Origin of the sequence: Bacteriovorax sp. PP10, assembly GCF_035013165.1 — a bacterium.
GTDB lineage: Bacteria > Bdellovibrionota > Bacteriovoracia > Bacteriovoracales > Bacteriovoracaceae > Bacteriovorax > Bacteriovorax antarcticus.
In genome coordinates this window covers 866153-884016 of sequence record NZ_JAYGJQ010000002.1, presented here as the reverse complement: position 1 = coordinate 884016, position 17864 = coordinate 866153, and the positions used below count along the sequence as shown (strand labels likewise).

The 17864-nt window shown below is 37.9% G+C and carries 26 protein-coding genes; 14 read left to right on the top strand and 12 right to left on the bottom strand.

Translation table 11 applies throughout. The features are described 5' to 3' along the window. The first annotated feature begins 12 nt into the window (after nucleotides 1-12). From SHI21_RS14290 to SHI21_RS14275, 4 genes are all read left to right on the top strand, one after another. Nucleotides 13-795, top strand: coding sequence for an NYN domain-containing protein (locus SHI21_RS14290; RefSeq protein ID WP_323577388.1), 783 nt, complete (start codon nucleotides 13-15; stop codon nucleotides 793-795). Between the two features lie 71 nt (nucleotides 796-866). Then, on the top strand, nucleotides 867-1022 hold the full coding sequence (locus tag SHI21_RS14285; RefSeq protein ID WP_323577385.1) for a hypothetical protein: 156 nt from the start codon (nucleotides 867-869) through the stop codon (nucleotides 1020-1022). Between the two features lie 62 nt (nucleotides 1023-1084). Next, nucleotides 1085-1396 carry a hypothetical protein gene (locus tag SHI21_RS14280; RefSeq protein ID WP_323577384.1) on the top strand — a complete coding sequence of 104 codons (312 nt, stop codon included), beginning with the start codon at nucleotides 1085-1087 and terminating at the stop codon, nucleotides 1394-1396. An 80-nt stretch (nucleotides 1397-1476) separates the two neighbouring features. Continuing rightward, the gene (locus SHI21_RS14275; RefSeq protein WP_323577382.1) at nucleotides 1477-1767 is read left to right on the top strand and encodes a hypothetical protein; all 291 of its coding nucleotides are present in this window, start codon (nucleotides 1477-1479) and stop codon (nucleotides 1765-1767) included. Between the two features lie 49 nt (nucleotides 1768-1816). Here SHI21_RS14275 and SHI21_RS14270 read toward each other — a convergent pair whose 3' ends face one another. The 3 genes from SHI21_RS14270 to SHI21_RS14260 all read right to left on the bottom strand — a co-directional run bounded on the left by SHI21_RS14270 (nucleotide 1817) and on the right by SHI21_RS14260 (nucleotide 2930). Continuing rightward, nucleotides 1817-2200: a CBS domain-containing protein gene (locus SHI21_RS14270; RefSeq protein WP_323577381.1), complete on the bottom strand. Its 384-nt coding sequence runs from the start codon at nucleotides 2198-2200 to the stop codon at nucleotides 1817-1819. Nucleotide 2201: 1 nt separating this feature from the next. Further along, nucleotides 2202-2420 carry a hypothetical protein gene (locus SHI21_RS14265; protein WP_323577379.1) on the bottom strand — a complete coding sequence of 73 codons (219 nt, stop codon included), beginning with the start codon at nucleotides 2418-2420 and terminating at the stop codon, nucleotides 2202-2204. 168 nt (nucleotides 2421-2588) lie between these two features. Beyond that, the gene (locus tag SHI21_RS14260; protein ID WP_323577378.1) at nucleotides 2589-2930 is read right to left on the bottom strand and encodes a CBS domain-containing protein; all 342 of its coding nucleotides are present in this window, start codon (nucleotides 2928-2930) and stop codon (nucleotides 2589-2591) included. 406 nt (nucleotides 2931-3336) lie between these two features. On the opposite strand from SHI21_RS14260, the gene SHI21_RS14255 reads away from it, so the two are divergent. Continuing rightward, complete coding sequence (locus tag SHI21_RS14255; protein ID WP_323577377.1) at nucleotides 3337-3840, top strand: hypothetical protein; 504 nt, start codon at nucleotides 3337-3339, stop codon at nucleotides 3838-3840. Between the two features lie 61 nt (nucleotides 3841-3901). Here the strand turns inward: SHI21_RS14255 and SHI21_RS14250 are convergent, their stop codons facing one another. After that, nucleotides 3902-4354 carry a YiiD C-terminal domain-containing protein gene (locus SHI21_RS14250; protein ID WP_323577376.1) on the bottom strand — a complete coding sequence of 151 codons (453 nt, stop codon included), beginning with the start codon at nucleotides 4352-4354 and terminating at the stop codon, nucleotides 3902-3904. A 182-nt stretch (nucleotides 4355-4536) separates the two neighbouring features. Between SHI21_RS14250 and SHI21_RS14245 the strand changes: the two genes are divergently transcribed. From SHI21_RS14245 to SHI21_RS14230, 4 genes are all read left to right on the top strand, one after another. Continuing rightward, nucleotides 4537-4824: a hypothetical protein gene (locus SHI21_RS14245; RefSeq protein ID WP_323577374.1), complete on the top strand. Its 288-nt coding sequence runs from the start codon at nucleotides 4537-4539 to the stop codon at nucleotides 4822-4824. Nucleotides 4825-4833: 9 nt separating this feature from the next. Beyond that, nucleotides 4834-5055: a hypothetical protein gene (locus SHI21_RS14240; RefSeq protein ID WP_323577372.1), complete on the top strand. Its 222-nt coding sequence runs from the start codon at nucleotides 4834-4836 to the stop codon at nucleotides 5053-5055. A 45-nt stretch (nucleotides 5056-5100) separates the two neighbouring features. After that, nucleotides 5101-5652, top strand: coding sequence for a YaeQ family protein (locus tag SHI21_RS14235; RefSeq protein ID WP_323577370.1), 552 nt, complete (start codon nucleotides 5101-5103; stop codon nucleotides 5650-5652). 109 nt (nucleotides 5653-5761) lie between these two features. Beyond that, nucleotides 5762-7105 carry a M1 aminopeptidase family protein gene (locus SHI21_RS14230; RefSeq protein WP_323577369.1) on the top strand — a complete coding sequence of 448 codons (1344 nt, stop codon included), beginning with the start codon at nucleotides 5762-5764 and terminating at the stop codon, nucleotides 7103-7105. Between the two features lies 1 nt (nucleotide 7106). On the opposite strand, the gene SHI21_RS14225 is transcribed toward SHI21_RS14230, so the two are convergent. Genes SHI21_RS14225 through SHI21_RS14215 form a run of 3 tightly spaced genes read right to left on the bottom strand, consistent with a single transcriptional unit; the run spans nucleotide 7107 to nucleotide 10218 of the window. After that, nucleotides 7107-7955 carry a CheR family methyltransferase gene (locus SHI21_RS14225; protein WP_323577368.1) on the bottom strand — a complete coding sequence of 283 codons (849 nt, stop codon included), beginning with the start codon at nucleotides 7953-7955 and terminating at the stop codon, nucleotides 7107-7109. Beyond that, the gene (locus SHI21_RS14220; protein WP_323577366.1) at nucleotides 7955-9673 is read right to left on the bottom strand and encodes a HAMP domain-containing methyl-accepting chemotaxis protein; all 1719 of its coding nucleotides are present in this window, start codon (nucleotides 9671-9673) and stop codon (nucleotides 7955-7957) included. The genes SHI21_RS14225 and SHI21_RS14220 overlap by 1 nt, the downstream gene beginning before the upstream one ends. Nucleotides 9674-9696: 23 nt before the next feature. Continuing rightward, nucleotides 9697-10218 (bottom strand): chemotaxis protein CheW, encoded by a 522-nt coding sequence (locus SHI21_RS14215; RefSeq protein WP_323577364.1) that lies wholly within the window; start codon nucleotides 10216-10218, stop codon nucleotides 9697-9699. A 145-nt stretch (nucleotides 10219-10363) separates the two neighbouring features. Here SHI21_RS14215 and SHI21_RS14210 point away from each other — a divergent pair, with 145 nt between their 5' ends. Next, complete coding sequence (locus SHI21_RS14210; RefSeq protein ID WP_323577361.1) at nucleotides 10364-10618, top strand: helix-turn-helix domain-containing protein; 255 nt, start codon at nucleotides 10364-10366, stop codon at nucleotides 10616-10618. 5 nt (nucleotides 10619-10623) lie between these two features. Here SHI21_RS14210 and SHI21_RS14205 read toward each other — a convergent pair whose 3' ends face one another. Both SHI21_RS14205 and SHI21_RS14200 read right to left on the bottom strand, forming a co-directional pair. Next, nucleotides 10624-11415, bottom strand: a complete 792-nt coding sequence (locus SHI21_RS14205; protein WP_323577360.1) for an ion transporter — start codon at nucleotides 11413-11415, stop codon at nucleotides 10624-10626. Between the two features lie 15 nt (nucleotides 11416-11430). After that, nucleotides 11431-12177, bottom strand: coding sequence for a YoaK family protein (locus SHI21_RS14200; RefSeq protein ID WP_323577359.1), 747 nt, complete (start codon nucleotides 12175-12177; stop codon nucleotides 11431-11433). A 106-nt stretch (nucleotides 12178-12283) separates the two neighbouring features. Here SHI21_RS14200 and SHI21_RS14195 point away from each other — a divergent pair, with 106 nt between their 5' ends. The 3 genes from SHI21_RS14195 (at nucleotide 12284) to SHI21_RS14185 (ending at nucleotide 14482) form a co-directional block, all read left to right on the top strand. After that, nucleotides 12284-13237 carry a hypothetical protein gene (locus SHI21_RS14195; RefSeq protein WP_323577357.1) on the top strand — a complete coding sequence of 318 codons (954 nt, stop codon included), beginning with the start codon at nucleotides 12284-12286 and terminating at the stop codon, nucleotides 13235-13237. 17 nt (nucleotides 13238-13254) lie between these two features. Further along, complete coding sequence (locus tag SHI21_RS14190; protein ID WP_323577356.1) at nucleotides 13255-14001, top strand: type 1 glutamine amidotransferase; 747 nt, start codon at nucleotides 13255-13257, stop codon at nucleotides 13999-14001. Nucleotides 14002-14077: 76 nt separating this feature from the next. Then, nucleotides 14078-14482: an SPW repeat domain-containing protein gene (locus tag SHI21_RS14185; RefSeq protein ID WP_323577354.1), complete on the top strand. Its 405-nt coding sequence runs from the start codon at nucleotides 14078-14080 to the stop codon at nucleotides 14480-14482. Nucleotides 14483-14556: 74 nt separating this feature from the next. Here SHI21_RS14185 and SHI21_RS14180 read toward each other — a convergent pair whose 3' ends face one another. From SHI21_RS14180 to SHI21_RS14170, 3 genes are all read right to left on the bottom strand, one after another. Continuing rightward, on the bottom strand, nucleotides 14557-15048 hold the full coding sequence (locus SHI21_RS14180) for a DUF6496 domain-containing protein (RefSeq protein ID WP_323577353.1): 492 nt from the start codon (nucleotides 15046-15048) through the stop codon (nucleotides 14557-14559). Nucleotides 15049-15130: 82 nt separating this feature from the next. Continuing rightward, entirely contained in the window at nucleotides 15131-16423 is a 1293-nt protein-coding gene (locus SHI21_RS14175; protein WP_323577351.1) for an erythromycin esterase family protein, read from the bottom strand. A gap of 12 nt (nucleotides 16424-16435) precedes the next feature. Then, on the bottom strand, nucleotides 16436-16651 hold the full coding sequence (locus tag SHI21_RS14170; protein WP_323577349.1) for a hypothetical protein: 216 nt from the start codon (nucleotides 16649-16651) through the stop codon (nucleotides 16436-16438). Nucleotides 16652-16902: 251 nt separating this feature from the next. Between SHI21_RS14170 and SHI21_RS14165 the strand changes: the two genes are divergently transcribed. Further along, the gene (locus SHI21_RS14165; RefSeq protein ID WP_323577348.1) at nucleotides 16903-17673 is read left to right on the top strand and encodes a transporter substrate-binding domain-containing protein; all 771 of its coding nucleotides are present in this window, start codon (nucleotides 16903-16905) and stop codon (nucleotides 17671-17673) included. Nucleotides 17674-17864: the final 191 nt, after the last annotated feature.

The window sequence follows — 17864 nt, the reverse complement described above, 5'->3', positions numbered from 1 at the left end:
GGAAAAAACTATATGACATCAATAAATGAAACCGTAAATATTGCCCTGTTCTGTGACTTCGAAAATATTGTCTTAGGAGTGAAGGATTCAAAACATCCGCACTTTGATATTCAAAGTATTTTAGAGAGACTACTTTTAAAAGGTAGCATTGTCGTAAAAAAAGCTTATTGCGATTGGGATCGCTATAAAGAGTATAAAAAATCCATGCACGAAGCGGCCTTTGAGCTAATTGAAATACCGCACGTCAGACAGTCGGGCAAAAACTCTGCTGATATCCGCATGGTCGTCGATGCTCTTGATCTTTGTTACACCAAATCACATCTTGATACTTTTGTTATTTTAAGTGGAGACTCTGACTTCTCTCCTCTTGTTTCTAAACTTCGTGAAAATAACAAACATGTTATTGGCATTGGAGTAAGAGATGCAACATCAAGTTTACTTAGTGCTAACTGTGATGAATTTATTTTCTATGATGATCTTATTCGTGCTCAACACCCTTCTAAAAAAACAGTGGCAAAAAAATCGCCTACGGTTGCTATTTCTAAGAAACAAGAGGCCATGGATTTTGTCGTTGAAACGCTTGAGGCCTTATCAGACGAACGTGGTGAAGATGAATTCTGGGGTTCAATGGTAAAGCTTACAATGAAAAGAAGAAAGCCTGGTTTCACTGAATCAGCTTATGGATATCAATCCTTCAGAGAATTAGTGGAAGATGCTCAAAAACATAATCTATTAATCATGAATAGAAATGATAAATCAGGGCAATACACGATCCGATTAGCAAGTCATGACTAAGTAAAATAAGTTAATCTTAAGCATGGCATGAAAGATGCTATCTATTTATGTACCAACCATGGAGGTTTCTTATGGTACAGAAAGTAGACAAAGACGCAAAAAAATCAATTTCTCCATCATCTGATTCAACAAAGAATCAATCGCAACAAATGAATAAGCATTCAAACAAATCAAGTAAGAATGCTCCGAAAAAGAATGATCCGTCAGGATTACCGAAGTACAGATAATATTATTACGTATAGGAGTCAGAAATTCTGAACTCCTATGCGTACCAAAAAAGGAGACTATCATGGCACGCAAATCAGATACTATAGGATACAAGGAGTTTAACAAACTCACCGATCATACAGACACACATCACGATCCACTTCCCTCTGAAGTTTTATTTGATGATGAAAACATCAATCAACTTGAAGAGACACTTATGGGGATGGAATATGAATTAGAAGATTTGGATGAACTCGAAGATGAAGAAGATCATGAGATCGCTCTAGAGCTCTCTGATGAGGAATTAGAAAGCGATGAAGACCCAGAGGATGTGAATGCTGACCGTAGTGATGAAATGGATGAAAGCGCTCAATTTGAAGGCCACCACGTCTAAAAGATGTGGAGTAATAATAAACTTAGGCTTCTAAGTTGCATGAAACAAGTTAAGGAATATTCCTTTTCAAGGAGAGAGAAATGCAAAACGATACTTTTTTGAATGACAGTGGGAAAGCAATGCCTGTTCGTGAAGGCTCAACAACGAAAGCGATCGAACATCAAACGATCAAAATTCCTTCTTCTTATTTTCTTGCAGCAGCAGGTGGAGCAGTCGCAGTCTCTCTGGGTCTTGCAGTGATGAGTAAAAGAAAGGGATGGGCAAACTTCGTTGGTAGCTGGGTACCAAGCCTACTTCTTTTAGGTGTTTATAATAAAATTGTTAAAACCCATGGATCAGATAAAACTGAAGTGCCAAGTCGTTTTCATTAAGACTATTGGTAAACTATTCCACCAGGTTGATCCTGGTGGAATCTCTCATTTAATATAATGTTTTCGCAATCTGATCTTTTTCAATAATCCCTTCAAAGTGCCCATTCAAATCAACAACCGGAATTCGATCCAAATGATTTGCACGCATCACATTTAAACACTCTTCTAACGTTGAACTATCAAGCACGACGGCCGGGATTTCTCGCATGCACTCCAGCGCACTGACATCAGATGGCATGTCTGCCTCTTCAATCTCTGGTAAATCCATGTCAGCTAAGCTGACAAGTCCAATGGGATGTTTTTCCTCCAATGAATCGACAACCAGCATTTCATCATAGTCATATTTTTTTAGTAAATATTTTATCTCTGCCACTCTCATGTCTGAGGTGCATAGAACAGGATCAGTCAGCATTATATCTGTTACTAAATTCATCTTAAACTCCTACGTCTTTCTTTTTCCAGTTGTCTGGATCTTTTTGAGAGGCCTGGTTTGTTTTCTTCTCTATGATAGTGTCTTTTCTTTTAATATCTCCACCGTACTCAGCAATCGCCTCTGATGTAGCTCCGGCCCTTCTTTGTTGATCAGGTATCCAGTCATCCTGAAGATTTTTATCCAAACTCTTATCGCGATTATTTTCTTTCGTTATACTCATATGATCTCCTAATATAGACATGGATGAATCCTCTATAAAAAGATTACTGCATCAACCATGCCGTTTACATATAAATGAAAAGAAACTAAAAGCTCTTTGATGAGCTTTGCACTTGATATGATTTTTTATTTCTGATTTTTTTTGAGGGCGAATTGCCCCGAAAAAAGATTAATGCAGAAGTTCTTTTTCAGTCACGATACCGCGAAAGTGCCCCTGTTTATCAATGACAGCAACCTGCTCTATATCATTTAAAATCATTAACTTTAAACACTCATCGACAGTGGAGTCTTCTTCTACTGCGCGAGTATTTTTGGACATGCATTCAATTACATTATGAGCATCCTTATCGAGATCTGCTCTACTAATTGATCCTATGATCATATGGTTCTTATCTACCACTGGTATTTTTGAGCAGTGATATTTCTCCATCAGATTTTTCGGCTCTTCTAGTTTTGCCATTGGTGAACAACATACAAATTCTTTTATCATTATTTCACTGACTCGATCCATATTAACCTCCTTGATTCAGCAAAGCTTGTAGTGCAATCCATAGACCACGCTCAAGGCATTGGACGCAAGCACGTGCGCATCTCTAAAGTATTTTGGCACCGGAACTGCAACTAAAAATACGGGACTAAAAGTAAAAGATGAACTTATTGGATAGTCTTTTACACAAGTTACATCGAGCTCACTATGTTCTGGACAGGTAGGATGTCATAATCCGTTTAACATACTGGATCCAGACTAAAAAGGAGACGATTTCGACATCGACGCTCAACGCTCGAAAACTCTTGATCCCAATTTCAATAATGGCCATCCTTCGGGGTGGCCTTTTAATTGGTGAATTTAGCCCCAGAAAAAATGAAAGGGGAAATTTTCCAGTTGTCATTCAAAGATAAAACTTCATAATAATTGTATGAATGACATCACTAATTTAAAAAAAGAACTCGACGAGAAAATCCATCACCTATTTAAAGATAACAAAGCTTATCTGGAATACTTATTACAAACGAAAAGTAATTTTCTTTATCGTTACATGGAAACTTCCAGCGATAAAAATATTCAGATCCAAAGTCTTGATCAAAAAACATTATTGGCCGTGAGTTATGAAAGCAATATGGGCGAAGCTTTTAAGATCCTTGATCCCGAAATCAAAGAAGGTATTAAAGGGCTGGCCAAGAGTGTTCCCCGCGAAGAGAAACCTCGCGTGCAATACTCTCTTAAAACGACTCTGGAAGACTTTAAAGAAGACAGCGGCAAAATCATTATTGAAGCAATGATCAATTGGAATTTTCCCAATTATGAAATCCACAAAGGTTCATACAAATCAAAGCGTGTGAGCTTTACCTACAATGATCCCAATGTTTTTAGAAAAGAGCTGGCCTTAAAATATGAAGAGGCCTGCGAATTATTTAACTAGTAGTTGAATAGTCTTCAAGGAACGCGGATAAAAAAGAACATCATCACAAAGTGGTCCACGCTTAAGATTTTTTCTTCATCATAATAAAAGTCGCTGAGTACTCACACAAATGGGTCTCTTCGTTTTGAATAAAAACATAAGCAGTTATTGAAATCTTACCGAAGCCATTTTTTTCAAGTTTCCCAATGAAGGTTGCCAGATCTGTGAGTTTTAATTGTGCCTTCACCTGAAAATCGTTATGCACTGGTTTTTGATAACGGATAGAACCCTCTCCTATCACCAGGTCATACTCATCTAATTTTTTATCGATTTGAATTGAGTACATCAATCCATAACAAGCAGACGTACAGGCCGAATAAAGACTTCCACCAAAAACAGTACCTTTATGATTATGGTTAGGCCCGATAGGAACAGTAATTGTGCAAGAGTCTTCCTGAAAATCGACAAATTCAACCCCCATGCTTTTAACAATTGGGATCTCTTTTTCGATGATGTTTTGAATGTTTTTCTTCATCCAGAGATTATATCTCCATTGTCTATTATTTTACCACTTTGAGGTATTTTTTCCGTGGGAATTTTGTCCAATCCAATTTCACCCCATTTTTTGACGCTTCTAGTATCTATTTTCCATACCTTAAATTTTGGTATTGATTCTGCAATTTAAAAATCAGCAACTATTCATGAGGAAGATTTTTTATGAATAATATAGATCAAGAAAAGACCGACGTTGTCAGTGCAATTTTAGATAATTCAGATCTATTAGATGCCTTTGCTGACACGTTAATAATTGAAGAAATAAAAGAGGATTCACTCGCTTCAATCTCTGCTTCTTTAGGAAGAATACAGAAACTAAAATTTTATCTTTGGAAAAAGGCCAAAGAGGTCATGAACATGCTTTCAAATAAGATCCAGGTTCTGGCAGTTCTTACTGAATACAATTTAAAAAATGAAGAAAAAAAGATTGCTTTGATTAAAAAGGATTAGGAGAAAATTATGTTGATTTTAAATATGAGTGGGGAAAGAAATAATAAAGAAGAGCATCCGGATATCTCTCATATCCCCAACGATCAACCTATCCCTTCTCAATACCCTGAAGATAAACCTAAAAGTATTCCAGTGGATGAACCGACAGAACCAGATATCCCAGGACCTATACAGGCCCCAATCAAAGAGCCTATCAAGAGGCCCAAAATTAGAGTTTTAAACATTCAATAACTAATCTGATTGAAAAAGGTCTGTCATGCGACTATGATGTCCGACATGGCATTAAAAGCAACGATATTTAAAGTAAAGCTTTCGCTCTCTAACATGAATATTCATCACTATGATGATTACTCTCTTACATTAGCAAGACATCCTTCTGAGAACAATCTTCGCATGATGGCACGTCTTCTGGCCTTTGCTCTGAACGCACAGGAAGAGAATCTGACATTCACTAAAGGTATTGCTGCCGACACTGAGCCTGATTTATGGAAGATCAATCACGATGGCTCAATTGATCACTGGATTGAGTTAGGCCATCTCGATGAAAGAAGAATTCGCCAGATTGCTTCAAAAGCTAAAAAAGTGTCCATCTATACTTACCAAGGCAATCAAAGCCTGCAGTGGTTTGAGTCTGTGAAAAACTCAACTGACCGCTTTAACAATCTCGATATCGGGCACTTTGATTTCGTAGATAACGAATCTCTTGAAACTCTGGTTGAAAGAGGAATGAATTTATCGATTTCCATTGAAGATAATGAGATATGGCTTTCAACTGAAAATGAAAGATTACTCGTCACTCTTACAATGCAAAAAAATTCGCATCTGTAAAAATCCGATCATAAAACACCACTATTTTATTATGCTAATTTCAAATTGACGATTGAGGCCGGAACACAATAGTCTAAAACTTGTGACTGACTCTCAAGGATGAAAGTATATGAAAATGAAATTGATAATTCTGTTAGTGGCAATACTCCCTTCAACACTCTTAGCAAAAATCGGGCATGCTCCGGCCAATTTTAAATCTCCTGAAGGTTACGCCATTTTTGTTGATTTCAAGAAGGCCGATTACGATCTAACTTATGACCCTGGGTCTAAAACCGTCACGGCAAAATCTACAATTACATTTGAGAATACTGAAGAAGGAATGCCTGTCATCGACATGGTTGAAAATCCAATTAAATTTTTCGTGGACGGCACTGAAGTTTCTACAAAGGTTATCAACTCAATTGATCAAGATACATGGTTTCGAATTATCTTAAAAAGTATTAAACCAGGCGTGCATACTTTTGTTGTCACTTCAGTAATCGATCAGGGAGTGAACTTCATAACGACTGGAGTTTCCTCTTCTTTTTGGTTTAACGATTTAGGAGATAGGAATTTTCTTGAAGCTTATCTGCCGGCCAATTTTGAATATGATCAAGTTAAGATGACTTTTAATATTGATTTCCAAACGATGGACAAACAAAAATTTTATACTAATGGAAATGTGACAGACTTAGGCAGTAACAGATTCACCGTTGAATTCCCGGAAACCTATACTTCGTCTTCACTTTATTATCACACAACACCCATTGGCAGGTACCCTGAAAATAAATTCACTTATACAACACTAGATGGCAGGGATATTCCAGGTGTGGTTTATGCAAAAGACTCCTACACAAATCTGGAAGATGCTAAAAAGAAAATCATCAGTAGCATTCAAGTTCTGGAATCAAAATACGGGCCTTGGTTACATCAAAAAATTATCGTCTTTATTGCTGGCAATGGTGGGATGGAATACTGTGGGGCAACCATGACTGATTTAAGTTCATTAAATCATGAACTGACTCATTCCTATTTTGCCCGTGGTGGGTTCATGCCGGCCAACGGAAATGCAGGATGGATTGATGAAGCCGTTACGACATGGAGTGATTCAGGTTCAGGAACTCGTCCAGACTTAAAAGGTATTGCTGCCAACATGGCCGGCAATTCACAATACCGTCGCTATACGGAATACAGGGCCTATACTCAGGGTGCCTCTTTTATGTCTTACTTAAATTATAAATTTCAAAGCAATGGTGGTTTAACTGCTTTTTTAAATGACATGATTAAAAATGATGCTTTTAAACCCATGACGACTGAAGAGTTTGCAGCGAAGATGTCGACTTATTATTCTGAAGATTTAACTTCATTATTTAAAGATCATGTATATACCAATAAAACAAATCCTGGTCAGAGCAATGACAGTAAGCCGGGACACATGAAAATGAGCATCCCGGAAATGAATCAGTACTTATAAATTATTTTCTATATATAGAAGCTTCATGAGACTTCCATTGATGAGTAATGTTGTGGAAGCTCTCAGAATGGCCGATCATACAAACGCCATCTGCCTTTGTCGCTGCATAAAGTTTTCGATTAACTTTTGCGACTGTTTCTCTGGCGAAATAAATGAGGACATTCCGACATAAGACGACATCAAAAGGATTTTCTGCAGGATAATTGCCTTCAATTAAATTATGCTGACGGAAAGATACTCTATTTTTAATTTCATTTTTAATACGAAACCATCCTTCGGCCTCATCCTTTCCGATATCAATCATTGATTGATACTCAGGAGGAATTTCATTAAATTTCATCATTGAATAAACCGCATTCTGTGCCTTTTTTAAAACATTAGTATCGACATCTGTTCCTAAAATAGTAAAGCTCCTATCCTTTGGAAGATATTTACTCAATACCATCGCCAAAGTATACGCCTCTTCACCTGTAGAGCTAGCAGCTGACCATACACGAAGAGTTTCTTCATTAGATTTAAGCCATTCAGGTATAAATTTTTCAATAAGGTATTCAAAGTGTTTTGGCTCCCTAAAAAAATCTGTTTTATTAGTGGTAAGGATATTAATAAAAGACTGCCACTCAGGATCACTTTGTGGAATGTTCTCTAATAAAACCTTATACTCGCGGTAGCTGGAAAAACCGCGGTCTTGTAGTCTTTTTCGCAGTCTGGTTTTTAGTAAATCTGATTTTGCAGGCGTAAGATGAATCCCTGTCAGTTTAAAAATTGTCTCACTAAAAAACTGCATTTCGTTTTCATCAAGAACGAGAGGGTCATTACCCTCTCGTATTATTTTTTCCATCGTCGTCATTAAACGTCCTTAAAGCCATCATGATCATAGTGAGGAGTATTGTCACCAGACACTCTTTTAACCTCACGGACCACTGGTTTTGTATGGGCGATTGGTGCGGCCTTAGTTTTCTTCTTTAAATAAGAAATATTCGTTGAAGCCTTTTCTTCGGCCGTTTCAGTATTTCCATTAGCACCATTAATTGTAAGAACCAATTGCCCTACTGATTTCTTCAGGGCCTCTGCCTGAGCTGATAATTCCTCGGCAGCACTTGCACATTCTTCACTTGTCGCGGCGTTCTGCTGAGTGGCCTGATCAAGTTGCCCCATGGCCTTTGTAATCTCTGTGACTCCACGAGACTGCTCTTCGCTGGCCGTCGCAATCTCTGTCGCCATATGAGAGACACTGGCAACATTGGTTACGATTTCTTCCAGGACATCACCACATTGACGGGCCACGACTCCACCACTTTCAACAATTCCTTTTCCTTCAACAATAAGTTTTTCAACTTTAGTCTTTGTTTCGCTGACGATTTCATTTACCTTGTGAATACTTTCATCCAGAAGTGTCGTAATTTCTTTCGCTGCACTTCCACTCATGGCCGCTAAATTTCCTACTTCTTCTGCTACGACAGCAAATCCTTTCCCATGCTCACCTGCTCTTGCGGCCTCAACTGAAGCGTTAAAAGATAAAAGTTTTGTCTGGAAAACAATGTCATTAATAACCTTAGTTTTGTTTCCGATCTCTTCGATGACTTTTACAATTTCGGCAATTCTATTATTACTATAATTAACCTGATCCATAATCATTGAATTACTTTTATTAATTTCATCCATTGAGTTAATCATTTTCTCTACAACAACTTTCCCTTCACTCGCTTTTTGTTGAGACACTCCAGAAGTTCTTGCTGTTGAATTTGCATTATCAGAGTTTTTAGCAACCATGGAATTCATTTCTTCAATTGAAGCTGCTGTTTCTTCCAGAGATGCGGCCTGCTCTGTCGTTGCTTGCGATAGCTCTTCTGCTGAAGAAGCAATCTGCCCAGCTGCACTACTTACTTGAATTGAGCTATCAAAAAGACTCTTTACGACATTATTAATTGCATTCGTCACTGCTCTTAAAGCATAAAATGCGATAGCAATTGAAACGGCAATTGATGATGTCGAAATAATCAGTGTTAAAAAAATTGAATTAGAGGCCATTGAATTTGCAGTAGCTGATTTTTCGGCCAACTGGTCTGCAGTTAACTGATTCATGGCCAGGACTGATTTTCTCATTTCAGAGCGAGATTCATCGACAGAGGAAATCAATTCAAATGCTTCTTTATTTTGGTTTTTAACGGCAAGATCCTGTGCCTTGATCGCCACGTCAACCCATTTATCAAGGGCCATTTCATAACTTGCTAGAAAACCTCTCCCTTTTTCAGAGGCCAGTTCACGATACAATCCCATGCTCTTTTTTAGTTCAGTCAGCTCATTATCAAATTTTTTTTTGCTTGATACCATCTTTGCCATATCCGGCTCTAGGATTAACTCAAAAGTAGAAATTGTTAAAACTCTTTGAGAGTCCTGGATTGCTGAAGTTAATTGATCGCGCTTCACATTTTTTGTCGTAATTTCATTTAAGTCATCACGAATTTTTCCCATACTATTTAAAGCTAAAAAAACAGACACAACAAAGGCCACGATCAACAAAGACAAAATGGCCCATACTTTACGATTCAAACTCCATGTACTCATACTAACTCCCCTAATATATTTATTTATGCTACTAATTTTTTTACAGTTCCCAATGCGCCCCTGTCTGCAGGGTTTAAGATCGCCCCAATATCAAGATTGAGAATAAGACGTTTATCTTTTTTTCCAATACTCTTAATAAAGGCCTCTTTAACTGAAGTGACTGCCGATGAAGGTGCCTCACTCATTTCCTCAGGCGTAAATGGCAAAACGCAATTTATCGAATCAACAATCACTCCCAGGAAATGTGAATCCATGTCGAGGATAATGATGGATGCCTCAGGGCCATAATCTGCTTTTTTAAGATTGAGCTTCAACCTCAAATCCATAATAGATATGACCTGCCCTCGTAAGTTAATTATTCCCTTGAAATACGCCGGAGTATTAGGAATAGGTGTCGTTGCAGATAACCCGATAACTTCTTTCACATCTAACAGTGGAATCGCGAATTCCTCCTCTGAAAGTGAGAAGATCAGATAGCGCAAACTGTCATCACTTTGGGCCTGGGCCCTATGATCGCTAGACAAATTTTTTTCGATTCGATTCATTGCCCCTCCATATAATGTGTTTGCCTTACTGAATGCGGACTTTATCGGAACTAAACATGAAAACCTTAAGGATTTATCCTTACGGATATATACTTATGGATATAAACTTACATAAGTATGTATCCTGAGAAGAAGGAGACATGTTATGGGACGTAATATTAAGGGAATAAAAGACAGAGAATTAAAAATTTTAATTAATAATCTGGCGAAAAATCTAAAAAAGGCCCGAACTGAACAAGGCCTGAGCATGCAAGAGCTTGCCACAGCGGCAAAAATTTCAACGTCTACAATATGGGAGTTGGAAAATGTGAAGGCCGAAGATTTTCGAATGAGTACGATTACAGCAATTGCTAATCAATTAGGATTGAGCCCTTTAACTCTAATAAGTAAAGCTGCCTAAGTAGATTAAAGCTTACTTCCGCAAAACTTACAGAATACAGCATCAGCTGCATGCCCCTCTCTGCCACAAGTTGGGCAGGCATTATTAGTTATTACATGTGTCTTTGTTAACTCTGCCGTCACGATTCCGGTTGGAACAGCGATGATGGCATAACCACTAATCATGAGTAATGAAGCAAGTCCTTTTCCCAATGCTGTCGCTGGGGCGATATCTCCATAACCAACAGTGGTCATCGTCACAATCGCCCAATAAATACTCGTGGGAATATCTGTAAAGCCACTCTCCGGGCTTTCCACCATATACATTAGCCCACCTGAAATCGTGACAAGGATAATAATCGAAAAGAAAAAAACTGAAATTTTATAGCGGCTCTTTATAAGGGCGTTAAGAATTGATGATCCTTCATCAAAGTAAATTCCTAATTTGAAGATCCTAAACACTCGCAGTAAACGAATTGATCTCAAAATCAGTAGTGATTGTGCCCCTGGAAGTACGATGACTAAAAAAGTGGGGATAATGGAAAAAAAATCGACGACTCCAAAAAAACTGAAAGCATAACTTAAAGGTTTTTTTACAGAGTACAATCTCAGGCAGTATTCAATTGTGAAAATTCCCGTGAAGAATAATTCCAGGTACAAAAAAATCTGGCCATATTTTTCGTGGACAGAAGGAATACTCTCAATAATAACGGCGGAGACACTTATTAAAATAAGAATGATAAGAGCAATATTAAATATTTTTCCGGCACGGGTTTCACTTTCAAAAATAGTGGTGTGTAATTTTTCTTTTAATGTCACAATCACCTCTTGAATTTAACTGGCCATCTTAGGTTTCAAAAATTGGAAGTACAACATCAATGAAAATAGAACTCCTGACGTCGCAACTGGAATGATAAATCCATAATAAGCAAGCTTGCTAAAAACAAATCCACCGGCCACAGAGCCCAGCCCAAAAAAGAGAATAATCCCCACTCTCATTAAAGTGGCCTTCTTTTCATTTTCCATTGTCTCACTCAGTTTTTTTGCACTCAACATCCGAGCTAGCCCAATCCCCAGATCAGTTGTAATCCCAGTTAAATGAGTAGTCCGGATAACTGATTTGGAAACTGATGTGATCGATCCGTTTTGAATTCCGCATGTAAAACAAAGAATGATGAGTAAGAGGTAATCACTGCGGTTGTTAAGAGGCTCTCCAAAGACGCCAAAAAGGCCGCTAATTCCCCCGATATAAATTGCCAGCAATAAAATAAAAATAAAACCAAAAGATAAATAGTATTTTGGCCTTTTATGCATCTTCAATCGTATATCAACTAAAAAACCACTGATCATAGCACCTAGAAGAAAAAATAAAGGGACAACCAGCATTCCAATGGCGTGACTGTTATCGGCCTGATTGATTTCATAACCAAAAAAAGTCGCAAAGCCTGTGACATGAGAAACGAAACGATGGCAGGCCATAAAGCCGCCAATATTTAATAATCCTGCCTGAAAGGCCATCAGCATCCAGATAGAAACATTACTTTTTGAATAATAAGAAATGGATTCATTACCGTACAACATGACTTAATAGTAGCAGACGATACTCGGAAAAGGATCTTCTATATGGAAATATTCTCCCCATGAAGGAGTTGTATCAAGCTGCGCTAAAAGACTTTATACTGGATTTGTGATTGCTATAATCCTCATCCTATTTTCATCCATATTTCAGGCATCAGCAGAGGATGATCTTTGCACTTATTTTAAAAACTGTGGCAGTGGCAGCCAAAGCAGTACTTCTAAGTCACAACCTTCAAGCGGTAGTTCGGCCAATTTCAACCCAAGTAATATAAGTAACATTAAAGGACTGGGAGTTGAGACTCTTTATCAACCGAACAATTCACTCGGTTTTAACCTGGTTACAGGTACTGGAAACGTTGGTGGAGCACTTATTACCCCTACATCTGAAAACAGCTTTTTTGGAAACAGGGCCATTGAAATTGATGATGTCTATGCACAAAGACGTAATGAAAAAAAGCGTTATAAGACTAAAAAACTTAATGTGGCCTTAGGAGCTAAGATTCTTAAAGGAAAAAACTACGCATTTGACCTGGGAGTTTCCTTAAAGAGAAATCCTGACGTAAAAAAAATTAATCCAGGTGTAGGCTTTTCAGCAAGACTTGGGTTTTTAAACTTTGGGGCCTACGTTTATAAAGACGATACTAAACTTGATCTTGGAAACTATTACGATCCTTACAGTCAGATGCCCTATTCGGTTAGATTTGGAAGCAGTACTTATACTGAAACTTTCACAGCAACAACTTTATCAGTGGGAACTCAAATCGGTAATCTTTCTCTGGATGCCGGAATGATTAAAACCAAATACAAGTTTTATCAGAATGAAACTTCGGTCACTATCTACTCTTCTGCTTACAACTATAAAAAATTCCTTTTTAACCTGGCCTACAGAAAAGAATCTTCTGACAACCTTAAAGAAGACAAAGGATTCTTAACATTTGAGCGCGATAAAAGGGATTATTATGCTGGAGTTCAGTATCTCTGGAACAAACACGTTAACACTGGAATTGCCTATAATAACTTTTTGGTCCATGACATCTCTTTCACCCTTATTTTATTTCTTTGATTGAGTATGATTAATATATGAGAAAAGTTCTCGTCTTCCAGCACGTTGCTCACAAAATTTTAGGTACGCTCAACCCTACTCTTAAAGGAAGTGGGCTGAACATGCGTTATGTGAACTTTGAGCGCACTCCTGATGAACAGCCTTCAGTTCAAAAGTATAATGGGCTTATTATTCTCGGCGGCCACATGGGCGTCTATGAAGCTGAAAAATACAAACACATTAAAGTTGAAATGCAGCTTATTGAAGAAGCCCTAAAAAAAGAAATCCCAATTCTTGGAATTTGTCTTGGGGCCCAACTCCTCGCCCATGTCTTAGGTGCTGATGTAAAAAAGAATCATGAAAAAGAAATCGGCTGGTGTGATATTGATCTGACGGAAGACGGTTTACAAGACCCGCTTCTTTCTCACTTCAGGCCAAGAGAGAAAATCTTTCAACTTCACGGTGATACTTTTGATATCCCTAAGTCTGCTGTTCATCTGGCCAAATCCGATGTCTGCCATGGACAAGCTTTTAGATACGGTGACAAAGTTTACGGTCTACAATTTCATCTTGAAGTTGATCAACCTATGATTCAAAGATGGCTGGATAATCCTAGAAATTACGATGAAATGTTTAGTACACATCAAAACTTTTCAAAAGATCAAATCAGTCTTGAAACACAAGAATTCCTCCCCCATTCAATGGACTTAAGTCGTCAAACTTTCGAGAAATTCGTCGGGCTTTTTTCCCTTAAACAAAAATCAATTCGCTTGGGATCTCGCTAGCTTACAGACGGCTTTCATCTTGCAATTATAAAGGTTGGGTACACTGGCCTAATTGCTTAAAAAAATGGGAGATCATATGAAAACTGCTAAATGGGAAAATATAGTTATTCTTTTTATAGGGCTCTGGCTCTTTTCAATACCGTGGACTGTCAGTTGGGGGTTTGGAGCAAATGATATTAACGTCGTGATGTGGAACTTCACAATGATTGGGGCAGTCGTTATATTCAATTCAATCGTTGCTCTTAGACACTTAAGAGTTTGGGCCGAATGGTTAAGTTTATGTGTGGGTGTCTGGTTAATTTGTTCGCCGTTATTTTTAATCTATTGGGACAACTCATTCCTATTATGGAACTCAGTTGCTTGCGGTATAGCCATCACCACTCTTTCAGCTCTGGCAATTCCAATTGCAGAAAAACAAATTATGTACAACAGACTTTTACGTAAACATCATCACAAAGATCACAGGGCCATTAAGCATTAGTGTTTAATCTCTCTTTGAATAAGCTGCATGCAAGAAGAAAAATCTTTGCATGCAGCTTTCTAATAAAAATTTAATTATCTGTGGTGTTTAGCACGAGTACGGGCACCTTTTAAAGCAGACGCATGAAGGTCTGCTTTAGTGCGCGCATGGACCGCTTTTTTAGCATGTCGAGAAAGAGCTGCATGAGACACTGTGCTTGTAAGTTCACCTTGAAGCCTTTTTGTTGCGGCCTTTGATTTAACTGGTGAAACTTTTCTTGCAGCGATATGTGATGTTGAAGAAGCTGGTGTAGCTTTTCTTGTTGCTGTTTTCTTAGCAAGTGGTGCTTTTCTTGTAACTGCTTTTTTTGTCGGTGATGATAATTTACTTTTATCTGGAATGGCCACACCTGATCTTCTGGCCTCAGATAATCCGATAGCAATCGCCTGCTTTGTATTTTTTGCTCCATGCTTCCCCTTTCTAATATGTTCAATTGCTTCATGAACGAAAGGTCCTGCTTGAGTTGAAGCAGATTTCCCCTGACGTTTTGCCGATTGTGCTTTTTTTATTGTTCTTTTTTCTGGCATGTAAAAATCCTCCATAACATTGTTGTTAAAAAACACGTTTGCAAATGCAATACCAAAATATTTATAACGGCTATGAAGATCCTTACATATGCGCACCGAATGGATATGTTTCGGGAATTTTATCTCTGTCAAAATAAATTTCAAGCGGAGATAGTGCACTCGTTTTATCTATGAAAATAAGGGCATCGTATCTTTTTGCCGCAATCGTTGGTACATAATTACCCCGTGATTCATAGGTAGGATGATAAACGACACCGATGGCACGATGGCCGATAAAATCATTGAAGATCTCAACATCTTTAACTTTCTTCATTTCAATATAAAATTGTTTGGCTCCGATAAAATTAGTAGCACTATGTAAATAATACTCCAGACTTCCAGGTGCTCCTTCTGGCACTTTCATGATTTCCATTTTCCCATCCCATGCAGCTCCAGCAATAACACTTCCTGCATATGTTGAAAATCCAATCAGAGCGACATTCTTTTCACCAAAGCGCTCTCTTGCAAGTCCTCCAATATTAATTTGATTAGCTAAAAGCATATCAGTCGCACGGTAGTCTCCGATGTGAGTGTTGTGTGCCCATACAATAGCGCGGGCCTCGCTGCCGTAAAACTCCATCAATCGCTCCAGTGTTTCCATCATATGATGATCGCGAACATTCCATGAGTCTTCACCTGTAATCATAGTGCGATAATATTTTTCTGCATTCCTGATGATCTTGGCATTTTGAACGGCATCGAAAAAGGCTTCATCATTTTGAATATTACTTTTTAAAATTTCTTCTAGAGCAGAAGAGACTTCTTCTGCACAACCTTCCGGATATTGAAAAAGAGAGCGAGCATACGCCTTTTCATTATGCAGGTAAGGATCAAAACATGAGTAAAATTCCTTAACTACTTCGAGTATTTGTGGTTTTTTATTTTCCACTGATTTTTTAACCTGCTCGATAGATTCATAGAGAGAATAAACATCCAATCCATGAAACCCGACACTATGACCTTGATCATTCCATTCGCTCAACCATTTGATGACATCTGCCATCTCAAGATTCCCCCACATCCAGGTTGGCCATCTGGAAAAGTGACTTAAAGTGCGCAGGGGATTTTCTTTTGAACGATTCTGAATACGCTGATGAACCTGATGACATGCGGGCCAGTCTCCCTCAACTGCAATAAAATTAAACCCATGCTTTTCAATCAGCTCTTTTGAAATACGTGCACGCCATTCATAGAATTCATGAGTCCCGTGAGAGCTCTCGCCTATCATGACAATCTTTTTATCTTTATAAGTTTCAATCAATGGCCCAAAGTCATCTATAGACCCAAATGGCATTGCATGTTTTTTCAAGTGAGCATTAAAAAAACTTTGTCCCATAACGACTCCTAATTATTTTTTATATTTATCCGGATAATCCATTGTTGTGCCTGAATAATTAGAATTTTTTTTACGCTCTCTTTCATCTGGTGTTCGTCCGGAATCAAAAGGGCGTGAGGGATCTTTGGAATGAATGTTGTCTTTTTTTTCAGGGTTATCGTTAACGGGAAACCCATCCGTGTAACAAGAGTTATCGTCACAGTCGGCAAATTTATTTGTTTTAGTCATATATACTCCTTCACACTTCTAATACGCCTAAGAAATAAGAAGCATAAAAGGTGCCAAGGAACATTTAACTAAATTATTATATTCAAATCCCAGGCTGCAACATGTAGCGCAAATTGCTAATTAATCTGAAATTGTATGACTCTTTACAAGAAAGGCGTTTATTCAAGTGATTCTCAATGTTATATTAAGTTGTATTCGCAACGGATTACTTGTTATGATCTAACACTTTTAATAGTGACACTAGGGACAATATGAAGTTTGTCGGTTTTTTATTTATTCTACTTTTCTTAAGTAATACCAACGCATCCGGAGAAGCTCTTCCAGAAATAAAATTGTGTTACGAAGATGTCACTGTACATCCATGGATCACTGGCGATCGTAAAGGTTTGGTACTTCAAGAACTTCAGCAAGTCGAAAAGCTTGCAAAAATTAAATTCAATTACATCCGCTTGCCATGGAAGCGCTGTCAGATCGATGCTCAAAATGGAAAGCTTGATGGATTAATCGCTGCAAGCTTTACAAAAGAAAGAACGAACTGGGGAGTTTATCCTACTCTAAAAACTGGAGAACTTGATCGTTCTCTAAGACTGCATACAGATAGTTTCATGGTATTTATTACAAAAGGAAGTCCGGTACGTTTTAAGAACGGACGATTTTTAAATCTTGGCCAGAATCTTATTGGTGTTCAACTCGGCTACAGCGTTGGAACTGATTTAGAAGATCAAGGTTATGCGACTCACTCTTCATTTTCTACTGCACAGGACTTAATTCAGGCCCTTGATGCCAGCATCGTTACAGTGGCCGTTTTACAAAAGTACGCGACGATCAAAACACTTAATGATAATCCTAAATTAAAAAGTAATATCGTAGAGCTTAAGCCTCCATTCAAAGTGGCCGATCAATACCTGCTTTTTACAAAAAAATTCTACTCACATCATCCGGAAATTTCAAACAGAATATGGAAGGCCATTCCAATCGCCCGCGAAAGTGCTGAATACAAAAAAAATGCGTCTGGATTTTAGGCAACTCCCTTTCAATCTTTTCAGCTTAAAAAACGATTAAAGCGGTCTAACTTAGACCGCCAATCTCAATTCATTCAGTTTTTTTATTATTCTCTCAACTATTTTTCCACTCTGTACGATACATAGGCCTTCAGAGAGGATGACTTAATGGGTATGGAAGATCTATTTGTTTTTATTTTTAAAATTTCTCT